The 20,420-nt window shown below is 33.3% G+C and carries 23 protein-coding genes and 1 riboswitch; of the genes, 11 read left to right on the top strand and 12 right to left on the bottom strand.

The features are described from left to right. Positions 1-121 precede the first annotated feature (121 nt). Positions 122-898 carry a carboxypeptidase-like regulatory domain-containing protein gene (locus tag ABJM36_RS12490; RefSeq protein ID WP_348451831.1) on the top strand — a complete coding sequence of 259 codons (777 nt, stop codon included), beginning with the start codon at positions 122-124 and terminating at the stop codon, positions 896-898. 183 nt (positions 899-1,081) lie between these two features. Here the strand turns inward: ABJM36_RS12490 and ABJM36_RS12485 are convergent, their stop codons facing one another. Together ABJM36_RS12485 and ABJM36_RS12480 are read right to left on the bottom strand one after the other, a co-directional pair. Further along, a complete protein-coding gene (locus tag ABJM36_RS12485; RefSeq protein WP_348451830.1) occupies positions 1,082-1,456 on the bottom strand; it encodes a VOC family protein in 375 nt (124 codons plus the stop codon). A 38-nt stretch (positions 1,457-1,494) separates the two neighbouring features. Next, a complete protein-coding gene (locus tag ABJM36_RS12480; protein ID WP_348451829.1) occupies positions 1,495-2,154 on the bottom strand; it encodes an RNA methyltransferase in 660 nt (219 codons plus the stop codon). Between the two features lie 99 nt (positions 2,155-2,253). On the opposite strand from ABJM36_RS12480, the gene ABJM36_RS12475 reads away from it, so the two are divergent. After that, complete coding sequence (locus ABJM36_RS12475) at positions 2,254-2,937, top strand: NAD-dependent deacylase (protein ID WP_348451828.1); 684 nt, start codon at positions 2,254-2,256, stop codon at positions 2,935-2,937. 80 nt (positions 2,938-3,017) lie between these two features. Then, positions 3,018-3,464: a KTSC domain-containing protein gene (locus ABJM36_RS12470; RefSeq protein WP_348451827.1), complete on the top strand. Its 447-nt coding sequence runs from the start codon at positions 3,018-3,020 to the stop codon at positions 3,462-3,464. Here the strand turns inward: ABJM36_RS12470 and ABJM36_RS12465 are convergent. Next, complete coding sequence (locus tag ABJM36_RS12465; protein ID WP_348451826.1) at positions 3,461-4,696, bottom strand: glycosyltransferase family 4 protein; 1,236 nt, start codon at positions 4,694-4,696, stop codon at positions 3,461-3,463. The genes ABJM36_RS12470 and ABJM36_RS12465 overlap by 4 nt on opposite strands. A 143-nt stretch (positions 4,697-4,839) precedes the next feature. Then, the gene (locus tag ABJM36_RS12460; protein ID WP_348451825.1) at positions 4,840-5,304 is read right to left on the bottom strand and encodes a heme-binding domain-containing protein; all 465 of its coding nucleotides are present in this window, start codon (positions 5,302-5,304) and stop codon (positions 4,840-4,842) included. A gap of 126 nt (positions 5,305-5,430) precedes the next feature. Between ABJM36_RS12460 and ABJM36_RS12455 the strand changes: the two genes are divergently transcribed. The 3 genes from ABJM36_RS12455 to ABJM36_RS12445 all read left to right on the top strand — a co-directional run bounded on the left by ABJM36_RS12455 (position 5,431) and on the right by ABJM36_RS12445 (position 7,836). Beyond that, positions 5,431-6,003 (top strand): adenylosuccinate lyase, encoded by a 573-nt coding sequence (locus ABJM36_RS12455; RefSeq protein ID WP_348451824.1) that lies wholly within the window; start codon positions 5,431-5,433, stop codon positions 6,001-6,003. A gap of 302 nt (positions 6,004-6,305) precedes the next feature. Then, positions 6,306-7,649 (top strand): adenylosuccinate lyase, encoded by a 1,344-nt coding sequence (gene purB / locus ABJM36_RS12450; RefSeq protein WP_348451823.1) that lies wholly within the window; start codon positions 6,306-6,308, stop codon positions 7,647-7,649. Between the two features lie 10 nt (positions 7,650-7,659). Further along, positions 7,660-7,836, top strand: a complete 177-nt coding sequence (locus ABJM36_RS12445; RefSeq protein WP_348451822.1) for a hypothetical protein — start codon at positions 7,660-7,662, stop codon at positions 7,834-7,836. A gap of 83 nt (positions 7,837-7,919) precedes the next feature. On the opposite strand, the gene ABJM36_RS12440 is transcribed toward ABJM36_RS12445, so the two are convergent. From ABJM36_RS12440 to ABJM36_RS12425, 4 genes are read right to left on the bottom strand one after another with little or no spacing between them, the layout of a single operon-like run. Further along, positions 7,920-8,462, bottom strand: a complete 543-nt coding sequence (locus ABJM36_RS12440; protein ID WP_348451821.1) for a DUF4252 domain-containing protein — start codon at positions 8,460-8,462, stop codon at positions 7,920-7,922. Positions 8,463-8,481: 19 nt separating this feature from the next. Further along, positions 8,482-9,042 (bottom strand): DUF4252 domain-containing protein, encoded by a 561-nt coding sequence (locus ABJM36_RS12435; protein ID WP_348451820.1) that lies wholly within the window; start codon positions 9,040-9,042, stop codon positions 8,482-8,484. A 34-nt stretch (positions 9,043-9,076) separates the two neighbouring features. After that, the gene (locus tag ABJM36_RS12430; RefSeq protein ID WP_348451818.1) at positions 9,077-9,553 is read right to left on the bottom strand and encodes a hypothetical protein; all 477 of its coding nucleotides are present in this window, start codon (positions 9,551-9,553) and stop codon (positions 9,077-9,079) included. Further along, complete coding sequence (locus ABJM36_RS12425; RefSeq protein ID WP_348451817.1) at positions 9,540-10,049, bottom strand: RNA polymerase sigma factor; 510 nt, start codon at positions 10,047-10,049, stop codon at positions 9,540-9,542. Before ABJM36_RS12425 ends, ABJM36_RS12430 begins: the two co-directional genes overlap by 14 nt. Positions 10,050-10,397: 348 nt before the next feature. Here ABJM36_RS12425 and ABJM36_RS12420 point away from each other — a divergent pair, with 348 nt between their 5' ends. After that, the gene (locus tag ABJM36_RS12420; RefSeq protein ID WP_348451816.1) at positions 10,398-11,831 is read left to right on the top strand and encodes a S41 family peptidase; all 1,434 of its coding nucleotides are present in this window, start codon (positions 10,398-10,400) and stop codon (positions 11,829-11,831) included. An 11-nt stretch (positions 11,832-11,842) separates the two neighbouring features. Further along, a complete protein-coding gene (locus tag ABJM36_RS12415) occupies positions 11,843-12,559 on the top strand; it encodes a diphthine--ammonia ligase (RefSeq protein ID WP_348451815.1) in 717 nt (238 codons plus the stop codon). Between the two features lie 15 nt (positions 12,560-12,574). Here ABJM36_RS12415 and ABJM36_RS12410 read toward each other — a convergent pair whose 3' ends face one another. From ABJM36_RS12410 to ABJM36_RS12395, 4 genes are all read right to left on the bottom strand, one after another. Beyond that, positions 12,575-12,733, bottom strand: coding sequence for a hypothetical protein (locus tag ABJM36_RS12410; protein WP_348451814.1), 159 nt, complete (start codon positions 12,731-12,733; stop codon positions 12,575-12,577). Positions 12,734-12,920: 187 nt separating this feature from the next. Beyond that, positions 12,921-13,886 carry a T9SS type A sorting domain-containing protein gene (locus ABJM36_RS12405; protein WP_348451813.1) on the bottom strand — a complete coding sequence of 322 codons (966 nt, stop codon included), beginning with the start codon at positions 13,884-13,886 and terminating at the stop codon, positions 12,921-12,923. Between the two features lie 143 nt (positions 13,887-14,029). After that, the gene (locus ABJM36_RS12400; protein ID WP_348451812.1) at positions 14,030-15,103 is read right to left on the bottom strand and encodes a DUF5074 domain-containing protein; all 1,074 of its coding nucleotides are present in this window, start codon (positions 15,101-15,103) and stop codon (positions 14,030-14,032) included. 2 nt (positions 15,104-15,105) lie between these two features. Next, positions 15,106-16,932: a TonB-dependent receptor gene (locus ABJM36_RS12395; protein WP_348451811.1), complete on the bottom strand. Its 1,827-nt coding sequence runs from the start codon at positions 16,930-16,932 to the stop codon at positions 15,106-15,108. A 29-nt stretch (positions 16,933-16,961) separates the two neighbouring features. Then, a riboswitch (cobalamin riboswitch) is annotated at positions 16,962-17,192 on the bottom strand. A 208-nt stretch (positions 17,193-17,400) separates the two neighbouring features. Here ABJM36_RS12395 and ABJM36_RS12390 point away from each other — a divergent pair. From ABJM36_RS12390 to ABJM36_RS12380, 3 genes are read left to right on the top strand one after another with little or no spacing between them, the layout of a single operon-like run. Then, on the top strand, positions 17,401-18,546 hold the full coding sequence (locus ABJM36_RS12390) for an ABC transporter substrate-binding protein (RefSeq protein ID WP_348451809.1): 1,146 nt from the start codon (positions 17,401-17,403) through the stop codon (positions 18,544-18,546). Then, entirely contained in the window at positions 18,547-19,578 is a 1,032-nt protein-coding gene (locus ABJM36_RS12385) for an iron ABC transporter permease (RefSeq protein ID WP_348451807.1), read from the top strand. 1 nt (position 19,579) lies between these two features. Next, positions 19,580-20,374: an ABC transporter ATP-binding protein gene (locus ABJM36_RS12380; protein ID WP_348451805.1), complete on the top strand. Its 795-nt coding sequence runs from the start codon at positions 19,580-19,582 to the stop codon at positions 20,372-20,374. Positions 20,375-20,420: the final 46 nt, after the last annotated feature.

Below are 20,420 nucleotides of genomic sequence, written 5' to 3'. Positions count from 1 at the left end.
ATAAATTTGTTAATCCTATAAAAATAGGAATTAAACTTTTTTGTTAATTTTAAGTCAAAATAAAACAAAACGGCAATTAATTGCCGTTTTGTTTATTACTTTTGGTAAGCAATTTAGGCCTATGAAAAATTATATTTTACTTTTTACCTTTCTTTTTACTTCTGCCATTTGTTTAGCACAAGAGTCAGGTAAGGTTTCAGGGGTAATAATTAATTCGGCCGATGATTCAGTTCTTGAGAGTGTAAATATTGTAAACCTAAACCAGGTTATCGGTACAACTACAAGCAAACAAGGCGAATTTACAATTACTGCAAAAGCTAACGACACCCTTCACCTATCCTACTTAGGTTTTAAATCTATAAAAGTTAGGGTAACTAACGATTGGATAAAGTTTGGAAGCTCTAAAATCGCGCTAACCGAGTTGGCTTTAGCACTAGAAGAAGTAGTAGTAAACCAACTAAGTCTTACCGGGTATTTAGAAGTCGATATTAAGCAAATACCAGACATTAACACCAATTACCGCTACAGTATTTCCGGATTACAAGGCTCTGGTTACGAAGCCAGTAAAAAATCTGGACTAACCAAAGTTATTGGATCTATATTTAACCCTGCAGATTTTTTACATCGTATGTTTGGCAAAAAAGAAACCGAATTACGAAAGCTAAAAAAAATGAAGTTAGACGACGAAATCAGGAACCTTTTGGCCTCTCGTTTCGATCGTGAAATGCTAACCGTTTTACTGCAAGTGGAGCGTGTCGATCTAGACGAAATTGTAAGCCAGTGTAATTACTCTAAAGGTTTTATTCAAACCGCTAACGATCTTCAAATACTAGATGCCATTAGCGAGTGTTACGAAGAATATAAGCTATTAAGCAGAGGCCGTAGCAGAAAAATTTAATTTAATTATTTGGGCGTTACCACAAGGGTCGGGCTTTCCACTATATCTTTTTAATAAGTCATTTTGAGGTCAAAGCATTGTGGCAATCTGTTAAATTCCAAAATTTTTAAAATTTAAGGTTTCTTTGTTATAAAAAGGATGCCGTTTCAATCCCTAACGCGAGTCAATCTGCAAAAAGCAGTTCTAAACCATCGAATGTAAAGCCACTCTATTACCTTCCGAGTCTTCAAAAAGCCCCATATACCCATGTTCAGGAGAAATCTCGGTTTTAGTTTGCAGTATTTTACCGCCAGCACCTTCTACTCTATCTAATTCAATTTGAACATCATCACTCATAAAATAAACCAATGTACCATCATGACTTGGCGTATAAGAGTCTTGCTTAACCAAAGTACCTGCAGCGCCTTCCTTTCCCTCAGTAAAAGGAAACCATCCCATTACCATTTCACCATAATCCTGAATATCTATTTTAACTTGAAATACATTTTCGTAAAACGCCTTGGCTCTATCCATGTCAGACACAGGAATTTCAAACCAGCCCACCATATTTTTTTTCATGATTTCTGCTCTTATAAAGTTGAATTCTATAAAGATAATTATTTTTTCAATTCATAAAACCGCTCCACAATCTCGTCATAGCTTTTAATTGTTTTTTTACACCAATCTAAACGCTTTTCAAGAATTTCAGGTTCGGTAAGTTGCCAATTTATAGCCGTCTTTTTAAGCTTAGTTGTTACATGCTGCAAAATAATAGCAGCCGAAACCGAAATATTTAAACTCTCAGTAAACCCAACCATAGGGATTTTTAAATAGCAATCTGCCTCATCCAATACATCTTTAGATAAGCCTTCCGTTTCCCGTCCAAAGAAAAAACAAGACTTTTTAGTTACATCAAAATCATACAGTTCACAATCATCCGTATGTGGTGTAGTAGCAACAATTTGATATCCATTTTGCTTTAAATCCTTTATACAATTCTTAACGCTACCATATCGGTTTAAATCCACCCATTTTTGAGCACCCATAGCAATTTCGCGGTCTATGCTTTTACTGTTTACTTCTTCAACAATATTTAACTCTTGTATTCCAAACACATCGCAAGTTCGCATTACAGCACTAGTATTATGCAGTTGGTACACATCTTCTGTAGCCACAGTAAAATGTTTGGTTCGTTCTTGTAAAACTTCCGAAAAACGACTTTTACGATGTTCTGTTAAATAGGTTTCTAGGTGTTCAATGAGTTTTAGGTCAGTCATAACGCAAAACTAATAAACTTTCTGGCATTACTAAAAATGAATACTTAGTATCTTTGGTACTATTCCTGTATTCGGGAAAATTACAAAAAAGCATAAATAATGAAACATATAGTAGTACTTACAGGCGCAGGTATGAGTGCCGAAAGTGGTATAAAAACCTTTAGAGATGCAGACGGATTATGGGAAGGGCACGATGTTATGGAAGTAGCAACTCCCGAAGGCTTTGCAGCCAACCCAGAATTGGTCTTGGATTTTTATAACCAACGTCGACGTCAGTTATTTGAAGTAACGCCTAATCAAGCACATTTTGAATTGGCAAATTTGGAGCACAATTATAAAGTAACCATAGTGACCCAAAACGTAGACGATTTGCATGAACGAGCTGGCAGCACAAAAGTTATCCATTTACATGGCGAATTATTAAAAGTAAGAAGCACTAACACCTCTAAAGATATTCAACAATGGAAAACGGATTTAGTAATTGGCGATTTATGCGAAAACGGGCACCAACTGCGTCCGCACATAGTTTGGTTTGGTGAGGATGTGCCGATGATTGAAAAAGCAGTAAGCATATGCGAAACAGCCGATGTTTTAGTTATTATTGGTACATCGATGCAAGTGTACCCTGCGGCAAGTTTAATGCATTATGTTCCAGAAAACACACCAACGTATTTTATAGATCCAAAACCAAGTATAGCTGGTAATAGTAATTTAACTGTCATTGAAGATACAGCAACTCTTGGCGTCCAAAAATTGATAAAATTGTTAAAGACTAAACAGTAAACTCTAAAAAATATAATATGCTAACTGTAAACTATAAAGACTATCTTCGCGCACTATTTAAAAAAATACAGAAGTAACAGATGAAGCGCATTAACGAATACAAGAAATTGTTTGAAGTAGAACAAGACATGAGTTTAAAATTTCTTAAAACTAAATATAGAAATTTAGTTAAGGAATGGCACCCAGACAAATTTCAAGCAGATGACCCTAAAGCTGTTGAGGCCGAATTAAAAAGCCGACAAATTATCGATGGGTATCACTTTTTAGTTAGTATCGCTCCAGAAACTAAAGCTGCAAATTTAGAAGACTTTAATACTACTATTTCAACAGCTATAATGGATTGGCAACATAAAGGGTTACTTTTAGAAGTTACTTTTTTAGATGGCAATACTTACGAGTTTTTTGGTGTAAACAAAGCTTTATATATTAAATTTTCGCAATCGGATAAACAAACCCGTTTTGGTAAACGAAATATTTTCAACAGCTATACCTATAGAAAAATTAAGAAAAGCGAAGTTACAGCTTAGGCTTTATTCTTCTCTTCAATCCATCGGCTCATAAATTTAGTGCTTTGCATACTATGATGATGCAGCATTTGCCCCGTAAAATTATGTTGACGATGTATATCTAAATTATTAATAATCGATTCAATTCGCGATACAAACACTATTTTATGTTTTTGCGCATTGAATCGATTGTTTATTACAGCAAATCCATTGGCTTGCTTTTCACTCCAGAACCATTCATTTTTATATAATTGAATAGCCTTATTTGCAAAACAATTAGCATCATCCTCAATAAATCCGTTAGGTTCAAAATCGCCAAACATCCCTTCTGCCCCAACCGTAGTGGTTACCATAGGCGTTCCATTTTGCATAGCATCAATTAACTTCCCTTTTAGACCCGCTCCAAACCGAATTGGCGCTAAACATACTTTGGCCTGTTGCATAACCATGTTTACATTGGTGGCAAAACCTTTTACTATAAAACCTTGCTGCTTGTTACTTAGTTGGGTAACTTTTTGAGAGACATAAGCACCATAGATATGTAATTCCGCTTGCGGTAATTGCTTTCTAATTAATGGCCAAATGGTATCTTTTAAATAAAGTACAGCATTGTAATTAGGTTCATGTAAAAAATTACCTATACTTAAAAAATGTGCTCTGTCCTCAAACTTAGGAAAGGTATTTATAGCATCATTAGGAACCTGTTCTAACATAAATGGAAGATAAAGCAACAAAGCTTCATCTACCTTAAAATCATTTTTTAAAATTTCCATTTCTGCTTGCGAAATAATTAAAGTTATATCGCAACGATATATACTAGCTATTTCTCGCCTTGCAGTATCGCTAAACAAATAGGTTTTATTAAATGGTTTATGATCTTTAAAGGCTTGCTGCCTGCCTTTTCGCAAACAATGTAAATCTTCGGTATCTAAAATTTTTAAGGCATTGGGACATTGTTCTGTAACACGCCAACCAAACTGCTCTTCCATCATAAAGCGATCGAAAAGCACAACGTTTGGGTTTAAATCTTTTACAAAATTATCAAATGAAGTGTTATTTAATTCAATGGAAACTTGAGAAACACCAATACTTTCCAGATCAAAAGCATTGTCACTTTTAGCACAAGGGCTTGCAAACGTTATTTGATAATTTTCAGATTGAAACACATTAACAAGTTGCATCATTCTACTTCCTGCCGCAGAACTTTTAGGTTCTGGCCATACAAAACCAATAATGAGTAGATTTTTATTCATGAAAATTTTCTAAATCTCAAAATATAAAAAAACCAAATTCCAATTATGAAACGAATCGCCTTGGCATTTGGAATCCGTTTTTATAACACGCCTTTTACAAGAATCTTTATTTCTAGCTTTCTTTGCCAAGAATACGTTAAGTATTACTCCGGTTTAGGTTCTAGACCATATTTTACGCGAACTAATTTTGCCCAATCAATAACCGATTTAATTTGAGCTTCGCTAAGTCTAGCTTCACTATGTGTCCATGTATAAGAGTTTAAAGGCATCTCACCTTCTTCAACCATTTCTATAAGTTCTTCAAATTTATGATCTTTTCGTTTTATAGAATTCCCTTCCCAATTAGACAGATTAAAATGTTTTTTTCCATCTTTAACATGGTGGTTTAACCAATAATTAACAGGGGTAATGTTATTATACCAAGGATATTTAGTAACATCGCTATGGCAATCTATACAAGCATCTTTTAAAATAATTTTTACATCTTCTGGCGGATTGGTTTCAGCCATAAAAGCATCGATAGACGTTAAATCACCTTCATTTTTTTCTGGTCCAAAAAACTGAGCAATTACAAATACAAGAAGCAATAACAGTACTATTTTTTTCATTTTAATTAATTTTAAGTTAACTCACTTTCTATGCCTAAAAACTTATAAAAAATCATATTTTATTGTAGTTTTAAACTTAATTACACTTTTTAAACACAAAAAGTGGGTTAAAAATAAGAAAACCATTTGACTACAGGGCAACTTTATAACGAATTAAATTATGTAAATCATTCGCGAGAAAAACGGTTGTTTTATGCCCATCTTTTAATAAAAAACCCAGACTTAATTCCAAAACTATTGGATATCCTATTTAGGGTAGATGATAAAATTTCGCCACGTGCCGCTTGGGTTTTCGAGTTTATGTGCAACCATAATATTGAAACGATTGTACCATATTTAGATGTGTTTACTGAAAACATGCATAAGGTCCATAAAGAATCGGCAGTAAGACCTATAGCTAAAATTTGCGAATTTTTAGCAACGGCTTATTCTACAAAAACGGATAATCTAATTAAAAGGAATTTAACCCAAACACATATACAACGCATTGTAGAAACCTGTTTTGATTATATGATTAACGATATAAAAGTAGCTCCAAAAGCGTATAGCATGACAACACTTTTTTTGATTGGAAAAACTTTGGATTGGGTACACCCAGAGCTCGCTCGTATTTTGGAAGACGATTTCATGAAACAAAGCGCTGCATATAAAGCACGAGCACGCCATATTTTAAAAAAGATTAAGCGAGAACAAAAGTAACTTGATCTCCCATTAGCATAGATTAATTTATAACTAGTATACGTAGACAAGCTATCCAAGAGTTAAATAGCAATGAGAACTTTAGCAGATAGACCCGCGTGAGGGATTGAAGCGGCATCCTTTTTTTGCTGCCATAAATGGCAAAAAAAGATACAGTGAAAAGCCCGCCCCTTGGGGCACGCCCAAATAATTCGTTAATAGAACGAGATTACTATGAATTTGCTTTAATCTTAGCGTTTGTAACTTCGTACTTCTAACTTTCTTTTCTATCTTTGCAACTTCTTAAAAACCAAACACAAATTATGTCATTATCAGCATTAAATGCCATCTCGCCAATTGATGGCCGTTACAGAAGTAAAGTAAGTGAATTAGCGCCATATTTCTCTGAAGAAGCGCTAATAAAGTATCGTGTTTTAGTAGAAATAGAATACTTTATTGCACTTTGCGAAATTCCGTTACCTCAACTTCAAGATGTAGATACCGCTGTTTTTACTAGCTTAAGAGCGATCTATAAAGAATTCTCATCGGAAGATGCCTTGGCTATTAAGAAGATTGAAAGTGTTACCAACCACGATGTGAAAGCTGTTGAATATTTTATTAAAGAAAAATTTGACACCTTAGGATTATCTGAATTTAAAGAATTTATCCACTTTGGACTAACATCTCAAGACATTAACAATACGGCTATTCCTTTAAGTATTAAGGAAGCTATGAATAACGTTTATGTTCCAGAATATTCAATAATTTTAGAAAAACTAAAAGACCTATCTAAAGACTGGGCAGACATACCGATGTTGGCAAGAACCCATGGCCAACCAGCATCTCCTACACGTTTAGGTAAAGAAATAGAAGTTTTTGTAGTACGTTTAGAAGAACAATTTAATTTATTAAACGATATACCAAGTGCCGCTAAATTTGGTGGAGCTACAGGTAATTTTAATGCGCACCATGTGGCTTACCCAAACATTGATTGGAAGGCTTTTGGCGGACAATTTGTACAAGATAAGTTAGGATTACATCACTCGTTTCCAACAACTCAAATTGAGCATTACGACCATGTGGCTGCTTTATTTGATACTTTAAAACGTATTAATACCATTATTTTAGATTTAGATAGAGACATCTGGACTTACGTTTCAATGGATTATTTTAAACAAAAAATTAAAGCTGGCGAAGTTGGAAGTTCTGCAATGCCACATAAGGTAAACCCAATAGATTTTGAAAACTCTGAAGGAAACTTAGGAATAGCAAACGCTATTTTTGAACACCTTTCGGCTAAATTACCTGTTTCTAGATTACAACGTGATTTAACAGACAGTACTGTTTTAAGAAATGTTGGCGTTCCTTTTGGTCATACATTAATTGGATTTAAATCGACTTTAAAAGGTTTAAACAAATTACTTTTAAATGAAGGTAAATTTGCTGAAGATTTAGAAAACAATTGGGCGGTAGTTGCCGAGGCGATTCAAACTATTTTACGTCGTGAGGGGTATCCAAACCCATACGAAGCGTTGAAAGGCTTAACAAGAACCAATTCTAAAATCAATCAAGATTCTATTTCAAATTTTATTGATACCTTAGAGGTTTCTAATTCGATAAAAGACGAATTGAAACAAATTACACCTAGTAATTACACAGGTATTTAATAGATAAAATATGATAAACGACAAACAAGCTTTAATACTTTCTGGAGTAATGATTGGGGGTATTTTTGTTTTTGGAATATTAAAAATTCTCGACAATTTTGTTGTTTTAACCGTACTAACTATTATTTTTTTTACTATTATTTTAAGTATACTTTCTAAAAAGTCAAAACAAAATAATCAGGATTAAATAGAGTACCTATAACATACCACAACAAAAAGGCTTCCTAATTAGGAAGCCTTTTTGTTGTGGTAATTTCAGAAAATAAAAGTCTATTTAAAGAAATTTATAATAGGATCTATTTGCCCTTCTTCAAAATTTGCATGTTGCATAGCCTCAACTAAGGTCACCATTTTTTCAGGATTCATATCGTCGCCTAATATTCTAACAATACCAAAACCCATATCTTTATGGCTACCAAAAACAATAAACTCATCGGTATCATCATCTTCATCCAAATATTTTATCGATATTTTATTGCCTTTATCGCTAAACTCCATTAAGTCATTATATTTACTATGGCTTAAAATAGCTTTTACTTTTTCAACCTCAGCGTTAAAGGTTTGGCTATTCGTCTCATCAAATTTATATCCTAAAAAATTTAATTTATTTACAGAGTTATAAGCTTCTTCTTGCGCTTCTGAAAAATTAGATTTATCAATATCTAGCATCGATAAAGGTAAATCTTGAGAAATAAAATTTTTACTTTCTTGGTGCTCTACAAAATACCGTTGCAAACTAACATCATTACCACAGCTAGTAAAACTTACTGCGGTAATTAATGCTATTGTTAAAAAGTTAATTGTTCGTTTCATGATTGAATAAATTGATGAATTATTTATTTTTTTCAAGGTGTTGCCCTCCCGGAATATTCATTTTATCGGTAAGTTTCGAAATTTGATTAAGATCAATATCTCCAGTAAGCGATACCACTACAGTTTCAATTTTACGTTCCTTACCATTAATTTCAATTTTATCTTCCATCATACTATCAATGCCGTTTACAAAAATTAATAGCTCTTTTACGTGGTCTACATCTTTTCCTTCTTTTACATAAAATTTAACCTCGCTACCATCATCTTTAACTTCCATTAACTCTTCTAAGCCACCAGATCGCGATGAAACCCATTTAGAAATTTCGGCCGCAATGGATTTATTATCGGTTACAATCGTCTTAAAACTAGTAATACTTTGAACCATATCCATATAAGCTCTAGCCTCGGCATCATCAACATTAATACCCATTTTGGCTATCATTTGAAACATTTTAGGCTTTATCGATACATAAGTAACATCTGAATTGTCACTATATTTATCAAAAATATCCTTCTGTGCCATTCCTGTTAACGGTAATAACATCAAGGCCATTACGAATACTATTAATCTATTTTTCATTGTTCTTGTTTTTAATTTATTTGTAATCATTTTTTTAATTCGTTTTAAAAATTATACGTGTTGTGTTTTCAACTTCGTTAAGATATCCAAGAGTCGAAGTGCCTTTACTCATCTCATTTAAATAACTAACAGTTGATGCGCCTTTATTAAATTTAGACGAAATCATTTCCATAGATTTCGAAAACTCATTAAACGCTAATTCGGGATCTTCGTAAGTACCTAAATCACTTTGATTTATTTTAGTACCAAAATAAAACCCTAGCATAAGCACAGCTATTGCTGCGACCGAAATCCATTTGTAATCAAAATTACGTGTTGTTTTTAATGGAACGTCTTTAGTAAATTGCTCTTGCTTGTTTACCAAAAAATACGTGAACATAGGTTTGTACACCTCTAAATGTGGCGCTACAGTTTCTTGCGAAAAATAGTTTTTTAACTGCTGCTCTTCCTTAAGCGATGTTTCACCGTTTTCGTACTTTTCTAGTAATTTCTCTATATTATTTAACACCATAACTGTGTGTATTTGTTAATTTTTCTCTTATTGTTTTTCGTGCTCTAGATAGGGCTACTCGTACTGCTGTATTATTCATATCCAGCATTTTGGCAATCTCATCAAAATCATAATCCTCAATATCTCGTAACTGGATTATCATTTTTTGTTGTTCTGGTAAATCTTCAATAATTCTTGATACCCAATTCACACTATCTTTTAATTCTAATTGCTTTTGTAACGGTGTGTTTTTTTCCTCATAATTGCTATGTACAATTTTTAAATTTTTGGATTGTTTCGATTTTAACCTATCAAAACAGTAATTCTTAGTCATGGTCATTGAAAAAGCCTCAACATTTTTATACTCTGCTATTTTCACCTTATTATTCCACAATTTCAATAATACTTCTTGCGTGGCGTCCTCGGCCTCTTCTGTCGATACTAATAAGCGTTTCGCCAATCGAAATACTTTGTCCTTAAAAGGCATTACAATATTTAAAAACTCTTTTTGAGTCATTTTGGTTTGGTTTAAATAAACAGCTTGGTTACGGCTATTTCTATTACGACGACACAGTATTTGTTTTGTTACGCAACATATTAAAAAATATAAAACAATTCTATTCATTTGGGGTGTAACCCCGAAGGTTCGGTCTTGAAGCTTGTATTGAGCAAAGTCAAAATACCACAAGTCCGCGCTCCTCAAAAGGCCCCTTAGGGCTTTCTTCTGCAGTCTCCTACACGGGTATATCCGGTAAATTACAGGCAGAAGCCAACTAAAATCTTATTTTTTAATCAGAAATAGGATATATACAATAATGTAACTAATTTTAAAGTTTTACCTACGACACTTATAAAAATGTAAAATATGAAAAAATTAAATGCCCTAACACTAATTTTTGCTACGCTACTTTTTACCAATTGTTTTCAAGATCATGATGATGTTCCCGCTACAGACAATGACATATTAGATTTTGTATGGAAAGGCATGAATATTTTTTACTTATATAAGGACAATATCCCTAATTTGGCAGACGACCGATTTACTAATAACGCCGAATACACGGCCTACCTAAACACCTTTGATTCACCATTCGATTTATTTAATCATCTTATATACCAACCCGAAACCGTAGATAGATTTAGTTGGATTGTGGACGATTATCTAGCCTTAGAGCAGCAATTTCAAGGTAACACGCTTACCAGTGGTATGGAATACGCATTATACGCAGCACCAAATAGCACAACCGAAGCTTTTGGTGTTATTCGTTTAGTACTACCCGATAGTCCAGGAGATAATGCAGGTTTAAAAAGAGGTGACATTTTATATGCTATTGATGGTATAAAATTAACTCAAGCTAATTTCTCAGCTCTAACCAACCAGGATAGTTACACATTAAATCTCGGCTTTTATAACGATAAAGGCACCTTAGGAACCACAGACGATAGTATAGACCCCTTAAATGAGAATATACTTGTTAGCAAAGTACAATTTACGGAAGCCCCTATCTATAATACTCAAATAATAGATATAGGTGGCGAAAATGTGGGCTATATTATGTACAACGGGTTTACATCTGGCTCTGAAACCGAATTAAACATTGTATTTAGCGAGTTCAAATCTAAAAACGTACAGCATTTGGTTCTCGATTTAAGATACAACCCAGGAGGATCGGTAAGCACAACAACTTATTTAGCAAGTATGATAACTGGGCAATATACTGGTGAGCTTTTCGAAAAACTTATATATAACAACACTTTACAAAGTAACAATACCGAATATAATTTTACTAACACACTAGACAATGGGACTACAATTAACAGTTTAGGTTTAAATAAAATATATGTTCTAGTCACTGGAAGATCCGCTTCTGCTAGCGAAGGCTTAATAAATGGCTTAGAGCCCTATTTGGATAACGTTATTAAAATTGGCTCTAATACCGTTGGTAAAACACAAGCCTCAACAACACTTTATGATTCACCAAATTTTGGAAGACAAGGTGCAAACCCTAGTCATACATACGCTTTGCAGCCTTTAATAGCCAATGGTGTTAATAAAAATGAAGAGACTGTTCCTGGTGATGGCTTACCCCCTTCAATAGGCTTTGAATACTTAGAAAACCCACTTAATTATGGTATTTTAGGCGATGTAAACGAACCTATGCTAGCCCTTGCTCTTGCAGATATCGAAGACTCAATGGCTAAATTTTCAGTAATTAAATCAAAATCATCTCAATCTTTTAAATTATTAATGGATAGTAATGAATTAAACCCACTTGATGGTGGCATGATTATCGACTAAAATCTAGTTAATTGAAAAAACAAAAAACATACTTCAACTGGAGTTCTGGTAAAGATTCCGCTTTAGCACTTTATTACTTACTACAAGACAAAGGTTTTACAGTAAACGAGTTAATTACAACCGTAAACAGCTATTACAATCGGGTTTCTATGCATGGGTTAAGAAAAGAGCTTCTCATTGCTCAAACTCAGGCCATAGGTATTCCTGCTAGTTTAATAGAACTACCGGAAATGCCAAGTATGAATGTTTACGAACAAAAAATGCTAGAAATCACTTCTAGGTTAAAAAAAGAAGACTTTACACATACTGCGTTTGGCGATATTTTTTTAGAAGATTTAAGAACTTACCGCGAACAACAACTAGAAAAACAAGGTATAAAAGCCATATTCCCGCTCTGGAAAAAAGATACAAAGACACTTTTAAACGAGTTTTTAGATTTAGGTTTTAAAACCATTGTAGTTTGTGCCAATTCAAAATATTTTAACGAAGATTTTGTCGGAACAATAATAGACGAAAACTTTATAAAAAACCTACCCGAAGGCGTTGACCCATGTGGCGAAAATGGCGAGTTTCATACCTTTTGTTTTGATGGTCCTATTTTTAAACACCCTATTCAATTTAACATTGGCGAAAAAGTATACCGAGAATATAATGCGCCTAAAACGGACAATGATTCAGTTTGCTCCACAGATAATTATGGCGTTTGGTACTGCGACTTAATTCCATAAATAGCGTGGAAGGTTTTATTTATCAACTTGGTTTTTATTTCTACTATTTATTCGCCTTTCAACATCTTTGAAATAACGTTTTTCCTTGTATTTCCTAAAGATAAATACAGATATAACAACTAAGCCTAGAAGCATCATTCCGCCTTGACCTGTTAAGTATTCAATTGTTTTCATTGCTAGTAATTATGGGTGTTTTAGTCGGCGATAAATATAAAACTTTCATTTCTAAAGTTTATTTATCAGAACTAAATATTTGTGCTTTAAAAAAATTATCAAACATGTTGTGCATTACGATTTAATCCCACAAAAAAGGCTACCATAAATTGGTAGCCTTCCTTAAAACAACATAAAATGGGTATCGTTATTTCTTTATTAATCTTTGGGTATTCACACCGGTTTCATTCGATAATTTCACAATATAAACACCAGATATTAATTGGTCTATGGTAACAGGAATACTTTTATTATTTACAACCTGTTCGTGAATTAAACGTCCAGAAACCGAGTATATGGATACAGTTCCCGATTTAGGAACATAAAAACTAGTTAATGCAGGATTAGGATATAAAGCCAATGCATTTTTGCTAATGTGATTTAAGCTTAATGAAGCCGAATTAATAACACCAACAGCATCCAAATCGAAACCTGAAGAACCAAACGGAGTCGCGTAAGGATCGTTAACGATATTCCCATAACTATCATAAGTGGCGTATGTAGGATCTATGGTGCCAATAACATCAATAAGTTTTACGTGTGTAATAGCATTTTTATCCAACAAAGCATCATCAGTAATATCATCCAAATCGAAAGGCGTACCATAACTCGCTCTATATTTTCCTGCTAAATTATTTATATACGTTGGGTCAACACTTCCAAAACCTCCAACTTGAGTATCGGTTTGTGTTTGGCTATGTGAAGGAAACCTAAAATAGTTTACACCATCTGAACTAACTTCAACAAAAGCTAATTCTAAAAAGGTATCGCTAAAGCTGTTTTCAAAAACCGCAAAATCAAAACCAGAGTTATTGCTTATAGCATTCTCGAAAGTTAAAATTGCTGTTCCGCCATCGCCTAGGCTTACAATCTGCCCATTAGATTTATCGATGGCATTTTCTGGAACTCCAAAATTTGCGACATCTCCGGTTGGGTTCGTAATATTTTGAGGTCCGCGAACAACAGTAACTCCTGTTGCCCACGCTGTAAAATCTTCAGAATCGCGATGAATAGCTGTTGTGCCTTCTGCTCCTGCTTTTGGGGCATAAGATTGTGCGATAACAGATAAATTAAACAGTAAAAAAAGTACTAAATTGAGGGAATTTTTCTTCATAATTTTTAAAATTTGGTGTAAAAAAAACAGTCACAAAATGCAACTGTTCTTATATGTTGTTACTTACTTTCTAATATTAACCCCTTTAAATCAAAGCATTAAAATACCTTAAGTGGTTAAATTTTCTTTATAATTAATGATTTTTAGTTAAAATAAATTTTAGCAGCTCCAATTGACAACTCAACAGTTTCAATAAGCGAAGCGCTATCTAAATCGTAAATAAGTAAATCGCTTTCTTCTGTAAAATTAGAGTTCGCTACGTATAATGTATCATCATCAACAGAAATTCCATAGGCGCTAATTGATGACACATCCAAAATAGCTGATGTTGGCAGCACATCACTACTATCATCTAATTCGTATACTTCACCATTCAAAACATAAAACAATTCATCATCATCATCATGAGTCATTATACTTGGATGCTCTCCTTGAGCAAATTCCATTACATCCAGAATAGCAGAATTATTAGTGCTTATACGAGTAATTGAAGCCAAAGTTTCAACTGCCGGGGTTAACCAATATTGATTAGCACCACTACATAAAACAACTAAGTTCCCATTGGAATCTAGAGCCATTGCTCCCGGAGCGTCGTTAACTTCTATAGTTCCAACATTATTATCTGAAATGTCAATTACAGAAATAATATTGTTTACACCCCAACCACCTTTATGTGATACGTATAACAAATACTCGTTTTCTAAAATATATTCAGGCCCTTCACCTACCTGAATCGTATTTGAAACTGTATTGGTGTCTAAATCTATAATAGCCACAAAATCATCAGTAGAATCACCACCATCTCCCCAATTTGTTACATAACCTTTTCCGTTTGAAACGGTCATATATCTTGGATTTAGTAAGCCCGAATTTATGGTTGCTACAGACTCAAATGTGTAGCGATTTAAAACTTCTATTTTATTCGAAACATTTAAAACTACATAAGCAAACTCATCACTAAAGGCTATGCTTTGTGCTGTATCCCCTAATGGTGAACCATTTACGTTACTAAATACATTATTTTCGACTGTTAAAAGATCATCCGACACAAAGGATACAGACGCATTTCCTTGTCCAAAATTGCCTTCGTGAGAAATTAATAATCCATTTTCATAATTACCTTTTGGTACAACTGGGGTATCATCGCTATCTTCACTACAAGAGGAAATAAAAATGCTTGTTAATAAGGCTAATACTAGTAATTTGTTGATTTTCATTTTTAAAATTTAATTATTGTTTGTACTTGAACGTTTCTATTAGGCATGGGCCTTAAGGCCACATTTTCGTAATATGTATTGTATAAATTATTTACTTTAAAATTTAATGTTAATTTGGTTTCCCTTGTTAGGTTAAACAAATAGCTCATGTTTAAATTCCCAAAATCATACTCTGATAAGGAGTTTCCTAATATAGAAACATCTCCATTAAACATGTGTTGGTAACGCAAAGTAAATCGTTTAACCCCATACGAGACACTTAAGTTCCCTTTATGAAAAGGCACATAAATAAGCTGCTTATTAGTTTCTAAATCTTCAGAAACGGTGTAAGAGTAATGTCCCGAAAAATTAAATTGATTCTTATTAATGGTGTAATGCGATTTCACCTCTACTTCCGCCCCATAACTGGCAACCTCACCTATATTTATGGGAGACCATATACCTGTATTATCTGGCACCCACTGAATCATGTCCTTAGTATTAATATAATAGCCATTAAGCTTTACATTAAAATTTGGATAATTAAAATGCTGCCCTAAATCTATTTGATAAGACGATTCTGGAACCAAATCTAAATTACCTCCAGGTTGCCAATACAAATCGTTAAATGTAGGAATACGGTAGTTTTTAGAACCGTTTATTTGAATATGATAATGTTCAAATAAATCCAAACCAGCATCAACAGAATATACAAAGGGTCTCTCACCTCCTGTTGTAAAATCTTGTCTAAGGTTAATGCCGTAACGAACTACGTTATTAAGTTTGTGATTAAGTAACGCTGTTGTAGAAAATGCGTTTCTTACCGGTTCCTTAAAACTATCTCCTTTTCCTTTTGTGTTCGAATATTCTATTATGGTTTTAAACTGTAATTTATCGCTAAAACGCACATTAAAATTATGATTAACTAATACTGTATTTACGCTACCTAAACTAAAATTAGCTTTGTCTTTGTTTTCAAAATATTTAAACAATTCGTGTAAATGCACTGCTTTAACTTTCGAGCTAAACTTCCCCGAAATTCGAGACCACTCCAACATGGTTCTAAAATTTTCGTCTTCATATTTACTTTTAGAAGGGCCAACTAAAGTTCCTGAGAAATTTCGATTACCAAAATAACTTTGATGGTAAAGCTTTACAATATCCTTACTCGATACATAAAACCCTAAGTTGGCGTTTAAATTTAGGTTACTAAACTCGCCATTCTCGTTTACTTGACTGGTTCCTAAATATTTATAATCGTTATCGGAATCCAAATAAGATACTGCAACATTTCCGGTCCATAATTTACTTCCAAAACCAGTATTAAAACCTAAGTTTTTAGAATTAAAGCTTCCGTATCCTGTTCTTATAACAGTCTCGAAATGCTCGGTAAAACTTAAATTATTATTTAAATGAATGCTCCCTCCAATAGAACCGCTACCATATTGCACGCTTCCCCCACCGCTTCTAATAGCTATGGAATTATAATTTGATGTATTAATGGTATTGAAATCTGTTTGACCATTTAGTTGAGAGTTTATATTTATCCCATTCCAAACCACAGCTGTTTGCGATGCGTTCGTACCTCTAAATGAAGGAGATGAAACCATTCCGAAACCGTTTTCTTTAAAATATATATTGGAATTAAAAGCCAATAGCCCTGTTAGGGACGTTGCATTATTAGTGATAATGGAATCTGAAAGTATTTCTATTTTTATACCATTGGCGTAATCCAATAACTTGGTATCGCTAATTACAACTTCATCTAACTTTTGCACAGCATCAACCTGAGCCTTTGCTACAGTAGAAAAGCCTAAAACGAATGGTAGTAATATGTATATATTTTTCATAAATCTTTAAAACTCTTTACCCGAGAGTTATTTTAGATGATGAAAATGGCAGGTCTCCTGACTTATCTAATGTTGCTTTTCCTTCCCAGCCTAACGCCAGTGGTTGTAGTGCACAACACCCTCTTTAAGAGGTACTAAAACATGTTTAGCATAAACTTACAGTTGCGGGAACAGTTCTGGAATTAATTATAAAATTTCACCAGATTCCCTTTTAATTTGTTTTGCAATTACAAAACAAAACCAAAATTCTCTGCAAAAGTAAAGGATTTAAATAAAGTAAACAGATAAAATTTTACTTTTTCTTATTCATTTTATAGAGGAGATAAATAAAGCCTGCAAGAAAATGAACTATAATAACTACAGCTACTATATATATTGTTAAATTTGACCCGTTTCGCATAGGATTACTATTTTTTTCAAAATTAACTATCTAAAAAATATACTGCGTTCCTAATGTTACATGATGGTATGAGGTCTAAACTATTTTTATTATTACTATTTGTTATTTGCTTCAATTGTAAAAATGAAACAAAGCATCACATTGAAGAACTTGAAATAAGCCAAGAGCTACTTGTAAAATATGCTAAAGGCTTTTCGATTAAAAACTATAAAAACTATAAAGTTTTAACCATTGAAAAACCTTGGCCTAATGCCGAAAAAAAATTCAAATACGTTTTAGTTAATAAAGAGAACGCAGCCAAAACTAGTTTTTTGAAGGATGAATATGATGATCTTATTATCAATCCTATTCAAAAAATAGTGGTAACATCTACTACACATATTCCGTCATTAGAGCTTTTAAATGTGGAACAAACTTTAGTCGGATTTCCGGGAACCGATTATATTTCTTCTGAAAAAATAAGAACACAAATAAATAACGGAAGTATAAGAGAATTGGGTAAAAATGAAGGATTAAATACCGAAATACTTTTAGAATTAAACCCAGACTTAGTAGTCGGATTTGGAATAGATGGCAACAACCGATCTTTAGAAACCATTAAAAAAGCAAGGATTCCTGTTATTTTTAATGGCGATTGGGTAGAACATTCGCCACTTGCTAAAGCAGAATGGATTAAGTTTTTTGGGGCCCTGTACAATAAGGAAAATAAGGCGGACTCCATATTTAAAACCATAGAAAAGGAATATTTAAAAGCTAAACAATTAGCAAAAAACGTAAAATACAAACCTACCGTTTTGAGCGGCGCAATGCATAGCGATATTTGGTATTTACCTAATGGCACAAGTACTGAAGCCCAACTTTTTAAAGATGCTAACATTAATTACCTATGGCAAGACACCAAAGGGGTTGGAAGTTTAAAATTAAATTTCGAATCGGTATTTGTAAAAGCTAAAGGTGCCGATATTTGGCTAAGCCCTTCTAATTATTCAAGTTTAAAAGCTTTAGAAAATGGCAATAACAACCATACGCTATTTGATGCTTTTAAATCGAAAAATATTTATAGTTTTACCAATACAACAGGAGCTTCTGGAGGTGTATTGTATTATGAATTAGGGATGACGCGACCAGACATCGTTTTAAAAGACCTAATTAAAATTTGCCATCCAGAATTATTAGAGCATTACACCCCCTTCTTTTTTAAACGCCTAGAATAGTTGACAGATAAAAAAACATACCATTTACCCTTTATTATATTGATTGCTATGTTAGTAGCGTGCTTTTTCATGAATATAAGTTTAGGATCGGTCTCTATTCCTTTTAAAGCTATTTTTAATAGTTTAATAGGCAGTACCACAGAACAAGAAACTTGGCAACATATTATTCAAAATTATAGATTACCAAAGGCTCTAACAGCAATAATTGTAGGTTCTGGTTTGGGGATTTCGGGTCTTATTATGCAAACCTTATTTAGAAATCCTTTAGCAGGCCCTTTTGTTTTAGGTATTAGCTCTGGTGCTAGTTTGGGAGTTGCTATGGTTATTTTAGGCTCCAGTGTTTTTGGTGGCATTTTTGCCGCATTATTTCTATCAAAATGGGGTATTGTCCTTGCTGCTAGCGTAGGAAGCTTTCTAGTACTATTGGCTGTTTTAATGGTTTCTATAAAAGTTAGAGACACCATGGCTATTTTAATTATAGGGCTTATGTTTGCAAGTATTACCGCTGCCATAGTTAGCGTACTCTCTTATTTTGGTTCTGCCGAACAATTACAGCAATATGTGTTTTGGGGTTTTGGAAGTCTAGGTAATTTATCATGGACAGATCTTACCATTCTATTTCTAATATATAGTATCGGTTTAATGCTTGCCATATTTTCAATAAAAACATTAAACACGTTGCTTTTAGGCGAAAACTATGCTAAAAGTTTAGGTTTAAACATCAAAAGAAGCCGATTAACTATTATCATAGCCACCAGCTTATTAGCAGGAACGATAACAGCATTTACTGGACCTATTGCGTTCATTGGTTTAGCAATTCCGCATCTTACAAGGCAAGTATTTAATACGTCTAATCATAAAATTCTTTTACCAGCTGTATTTTTATTTGGTGCTATTGTCATGTTAATTTGCGATAGCATTGCCCAATTACCATATAGCGATTTAACCTTACCCATAAATGCAATAACGGCATTAATTGGTGCTCCTGTAATAATTTGGTTATTAGTAAGTAAACGAAAAATGGTATTTTAATATGAATAGCAAGCAGCCACATATCATTTTAAAAACTAACGATTTATCAATAGGTTATGTTTCCAAAAAGAAACAAACATGTATTGCTTCAAATATAAATATCGAATTAAAAAGAGGCGAACTTGTTGGATTAATTGGTGCAAATGGTATTGGAAAATCGACATTACTACGAACATTAACACAAGTTCAAAATCCATTAGATGGCGCTATAGAAATTAACGGCAAAAAGGTATCGGATTATGCGCCAATAGAATTAGCCAAAGTAATGAGTTTGGTGCTAACCGAACAAATTACATCAAAAAACCTATCCGTTTTGGAGTTGGTGGCTTTAGGAAGACAACCTTATACAAACTGGATTGGTAATTTGTCCAAATTAGATACCGAAGCTATTAATAATGCCCTGGACCACACAAACATTACAGAACTAATACACAAAAAATGTTTTGAGCTAAGTGATGGTCAATTACAAAAAGTTATGATAGCACGAGCTCTGGCTCAAGATACTGACTTAATTATTCTAGATGAACCCACAACTCATTTAGACATGTATCATAAAGCATACATTTTAAAACTGCTTAAAAAACTAGCTAAGGACACCAATAAAACGGTTCTGTTTTCATCTCACGAAATAGATTTAGCCATCCAATTATGTGATAATATAATTGTTATGACTGAAAATCAAGTGGTTTCAGATGTACCATACAACTTAATTAAACAAGGTGTTTTCGAAACCTTATTTCCAAAAGATTTAATAGCTTTTGATGAAAAAACAGGAAGTTTTAGGGTGAAAAATTAAGAATGATGAAAAACTCATTTTAAAACATAAATCTTCTTTACCCACC

It is taken from the genome of Algibacter sp., from assembly GCF_039977455.1.
In the GTDB taxonomy this organism is placed as follows: domain Bacteria; phylum Bacteroidota; class Bacteroidia; order Flavobacteriales; family Flavobacteriaceae; genus Algibacter_B.
This window is presented reverse-complemented; position numbering and strand designations above follow the sequence as displayed.

What these genes read in the sequence shown, in the direction of transcription:
- ABJM36_RS12425 (WP_348451817.1), bottom strand. Translation starts at nt 10,049, where the DNA reads ATGACTCAAAAAGAGTTTTTAAATATTGTAATGCCTTTTAAGGACAAA.
- ABJM36_RS12400 (WP_348451812.1), bottom strand. Translation starts at nt 15,103, where the DNA reads ATGAAAATCAACAAATTACTAGTATTAGCCTTATTAACAAGCATTTTT.
- ABJM36_RS12475 (WP_348451828.1), top strand. Translation starts at nt 2,254, where the DNA reads ATGAAACATATAGTAGTACTTACAGGCGCAGGTATGAGTGCCGAAAGT.
- purB (WP_348451823.1), top strand. Translation starts at nt 6,306, where the DNA reads ATGTCATTATCAGCATTAAATGCCATCTCGCCAATTGATGGCCGTTAC.
- ABJM36_RS12405 (WP_348451813.1), bottom strand. Translation starts at nt 13,886, where the DNA reads ATGAAGAAAAATTCCCTCAATTTAGTACTTTTTTTACTGTTTAATTTA.
- ABJM36_RS12395 (WP_348451811.1), bottom strand. Translation starts at nt 16,932, where the DNA reads ATGAAAAATATATACATATTACTACCATTCGTTTTAGGCTTTTCTACT.
- ABJM36_RS12410 (WP_348451814.1), bottom strand. Translation starts at nt 12,733, where the DNA reads ATGAAAACAATTGAATACTTAACAGGTCAAGGCGGAATGATGCTTCTA.
- ABJM36_RS12485 (WP_348451830.1), bottom strand. Translation starts at nt 1,456, where the DNA reads ATGAAAAAAAATATGGTGGGCTGGTTTGAAATTCCTGTGTCTGACATG.
- ABJM36_RS12430 (WP_348451818.1), bottom strand. Translation starts at nt 9,553, where the DNA reads ATGGTGTTAAATAATATAGAGAAATTACTAGAAAAGTACGAAAACGGT.
- ABJM36_RS12380 (WP_348451805.1), top strand. Translation starts at nt 19,580, where the DNA reads ATGAATAGCAAGCAGCCACATATCATTTTAAAAACTAACGATTTATCA.
- ABJM36_RS12480 (WP_348451829.1), bottom strand. Translation starts at nt 2,154, where the DNA reads ATGACTGACCTAAAACTCATTGAACACCTAGAAACCTATTTAACAGAA.
- ABJM36_RS12465 (WP_348451826.1), bottom strand. Translation starts at nt 4,696, where the DNA reads ATGAATAAAAATCTACTCATTATTGGTTTTGTATGGCCAGAACCTAAA.
- ABJM36_RS12445 (WP_348451822.1), top strand. Translation starts at nt 7,660, where the DNA reads ATGATAAACGACAAACAAGCTTTAATACTTTCTGGAGTAATGATTGGG.
- ABJM36_RS12440 (WP_348451821.1), bottom strand. Translation starts at nt 8,462, where the DNA reads ATGAAACGAACAATTAACTTTTTAACAATAGCATTAATTACCGCAGTA.
- ABJM36_RS12390 (WP_348451809.1), top strand. Translation starts at nt 17,401, where the DNA reads ATGAGGTCTAAACTATTTTTATTATTACTATTTGTTATTTGCTTCAAT.
- ABJM36_RS12470 (WP_348451827.1), top strand. Translation starts at nt 3,018, where the DNA reads ATGAAGCGCATTAACGAATACAAGAAATTGTTTGAAGTAGAACAAGAC.
- ABJM36_RS12435 (WP_348451820.1), bottom strand. Translation starts at nt 9,042, where the DNA reads ATGAAAAATAGATTAATAGTATTCGTAATGGCCTTGATGTTATTACCG.
- ABJM36_RS12490 (WP_348451831.1), top strand. Translation starts at nt 122, where the DNA reads ATGAAAAATTATATTTTACTTTTTACCTTTCTTTTTACTTCTGCCATT.
- ABJM36_RS12460 (WP_348451825.1), bottom strand. Translation starts at nt 5,304, where the DNA reads ATGAAAAAAATAGTACTGTTATTGCTTCTTGTATTTGTAATTGCTCAG.
- ABJM36_RS12420 (WP_348451816.1), top strand. Translation starts at nt 10,398, where the DNA reads ATGAAAAAATTAAATGCCCTAACACTAATTTTTGCTACGCTACTTTTT.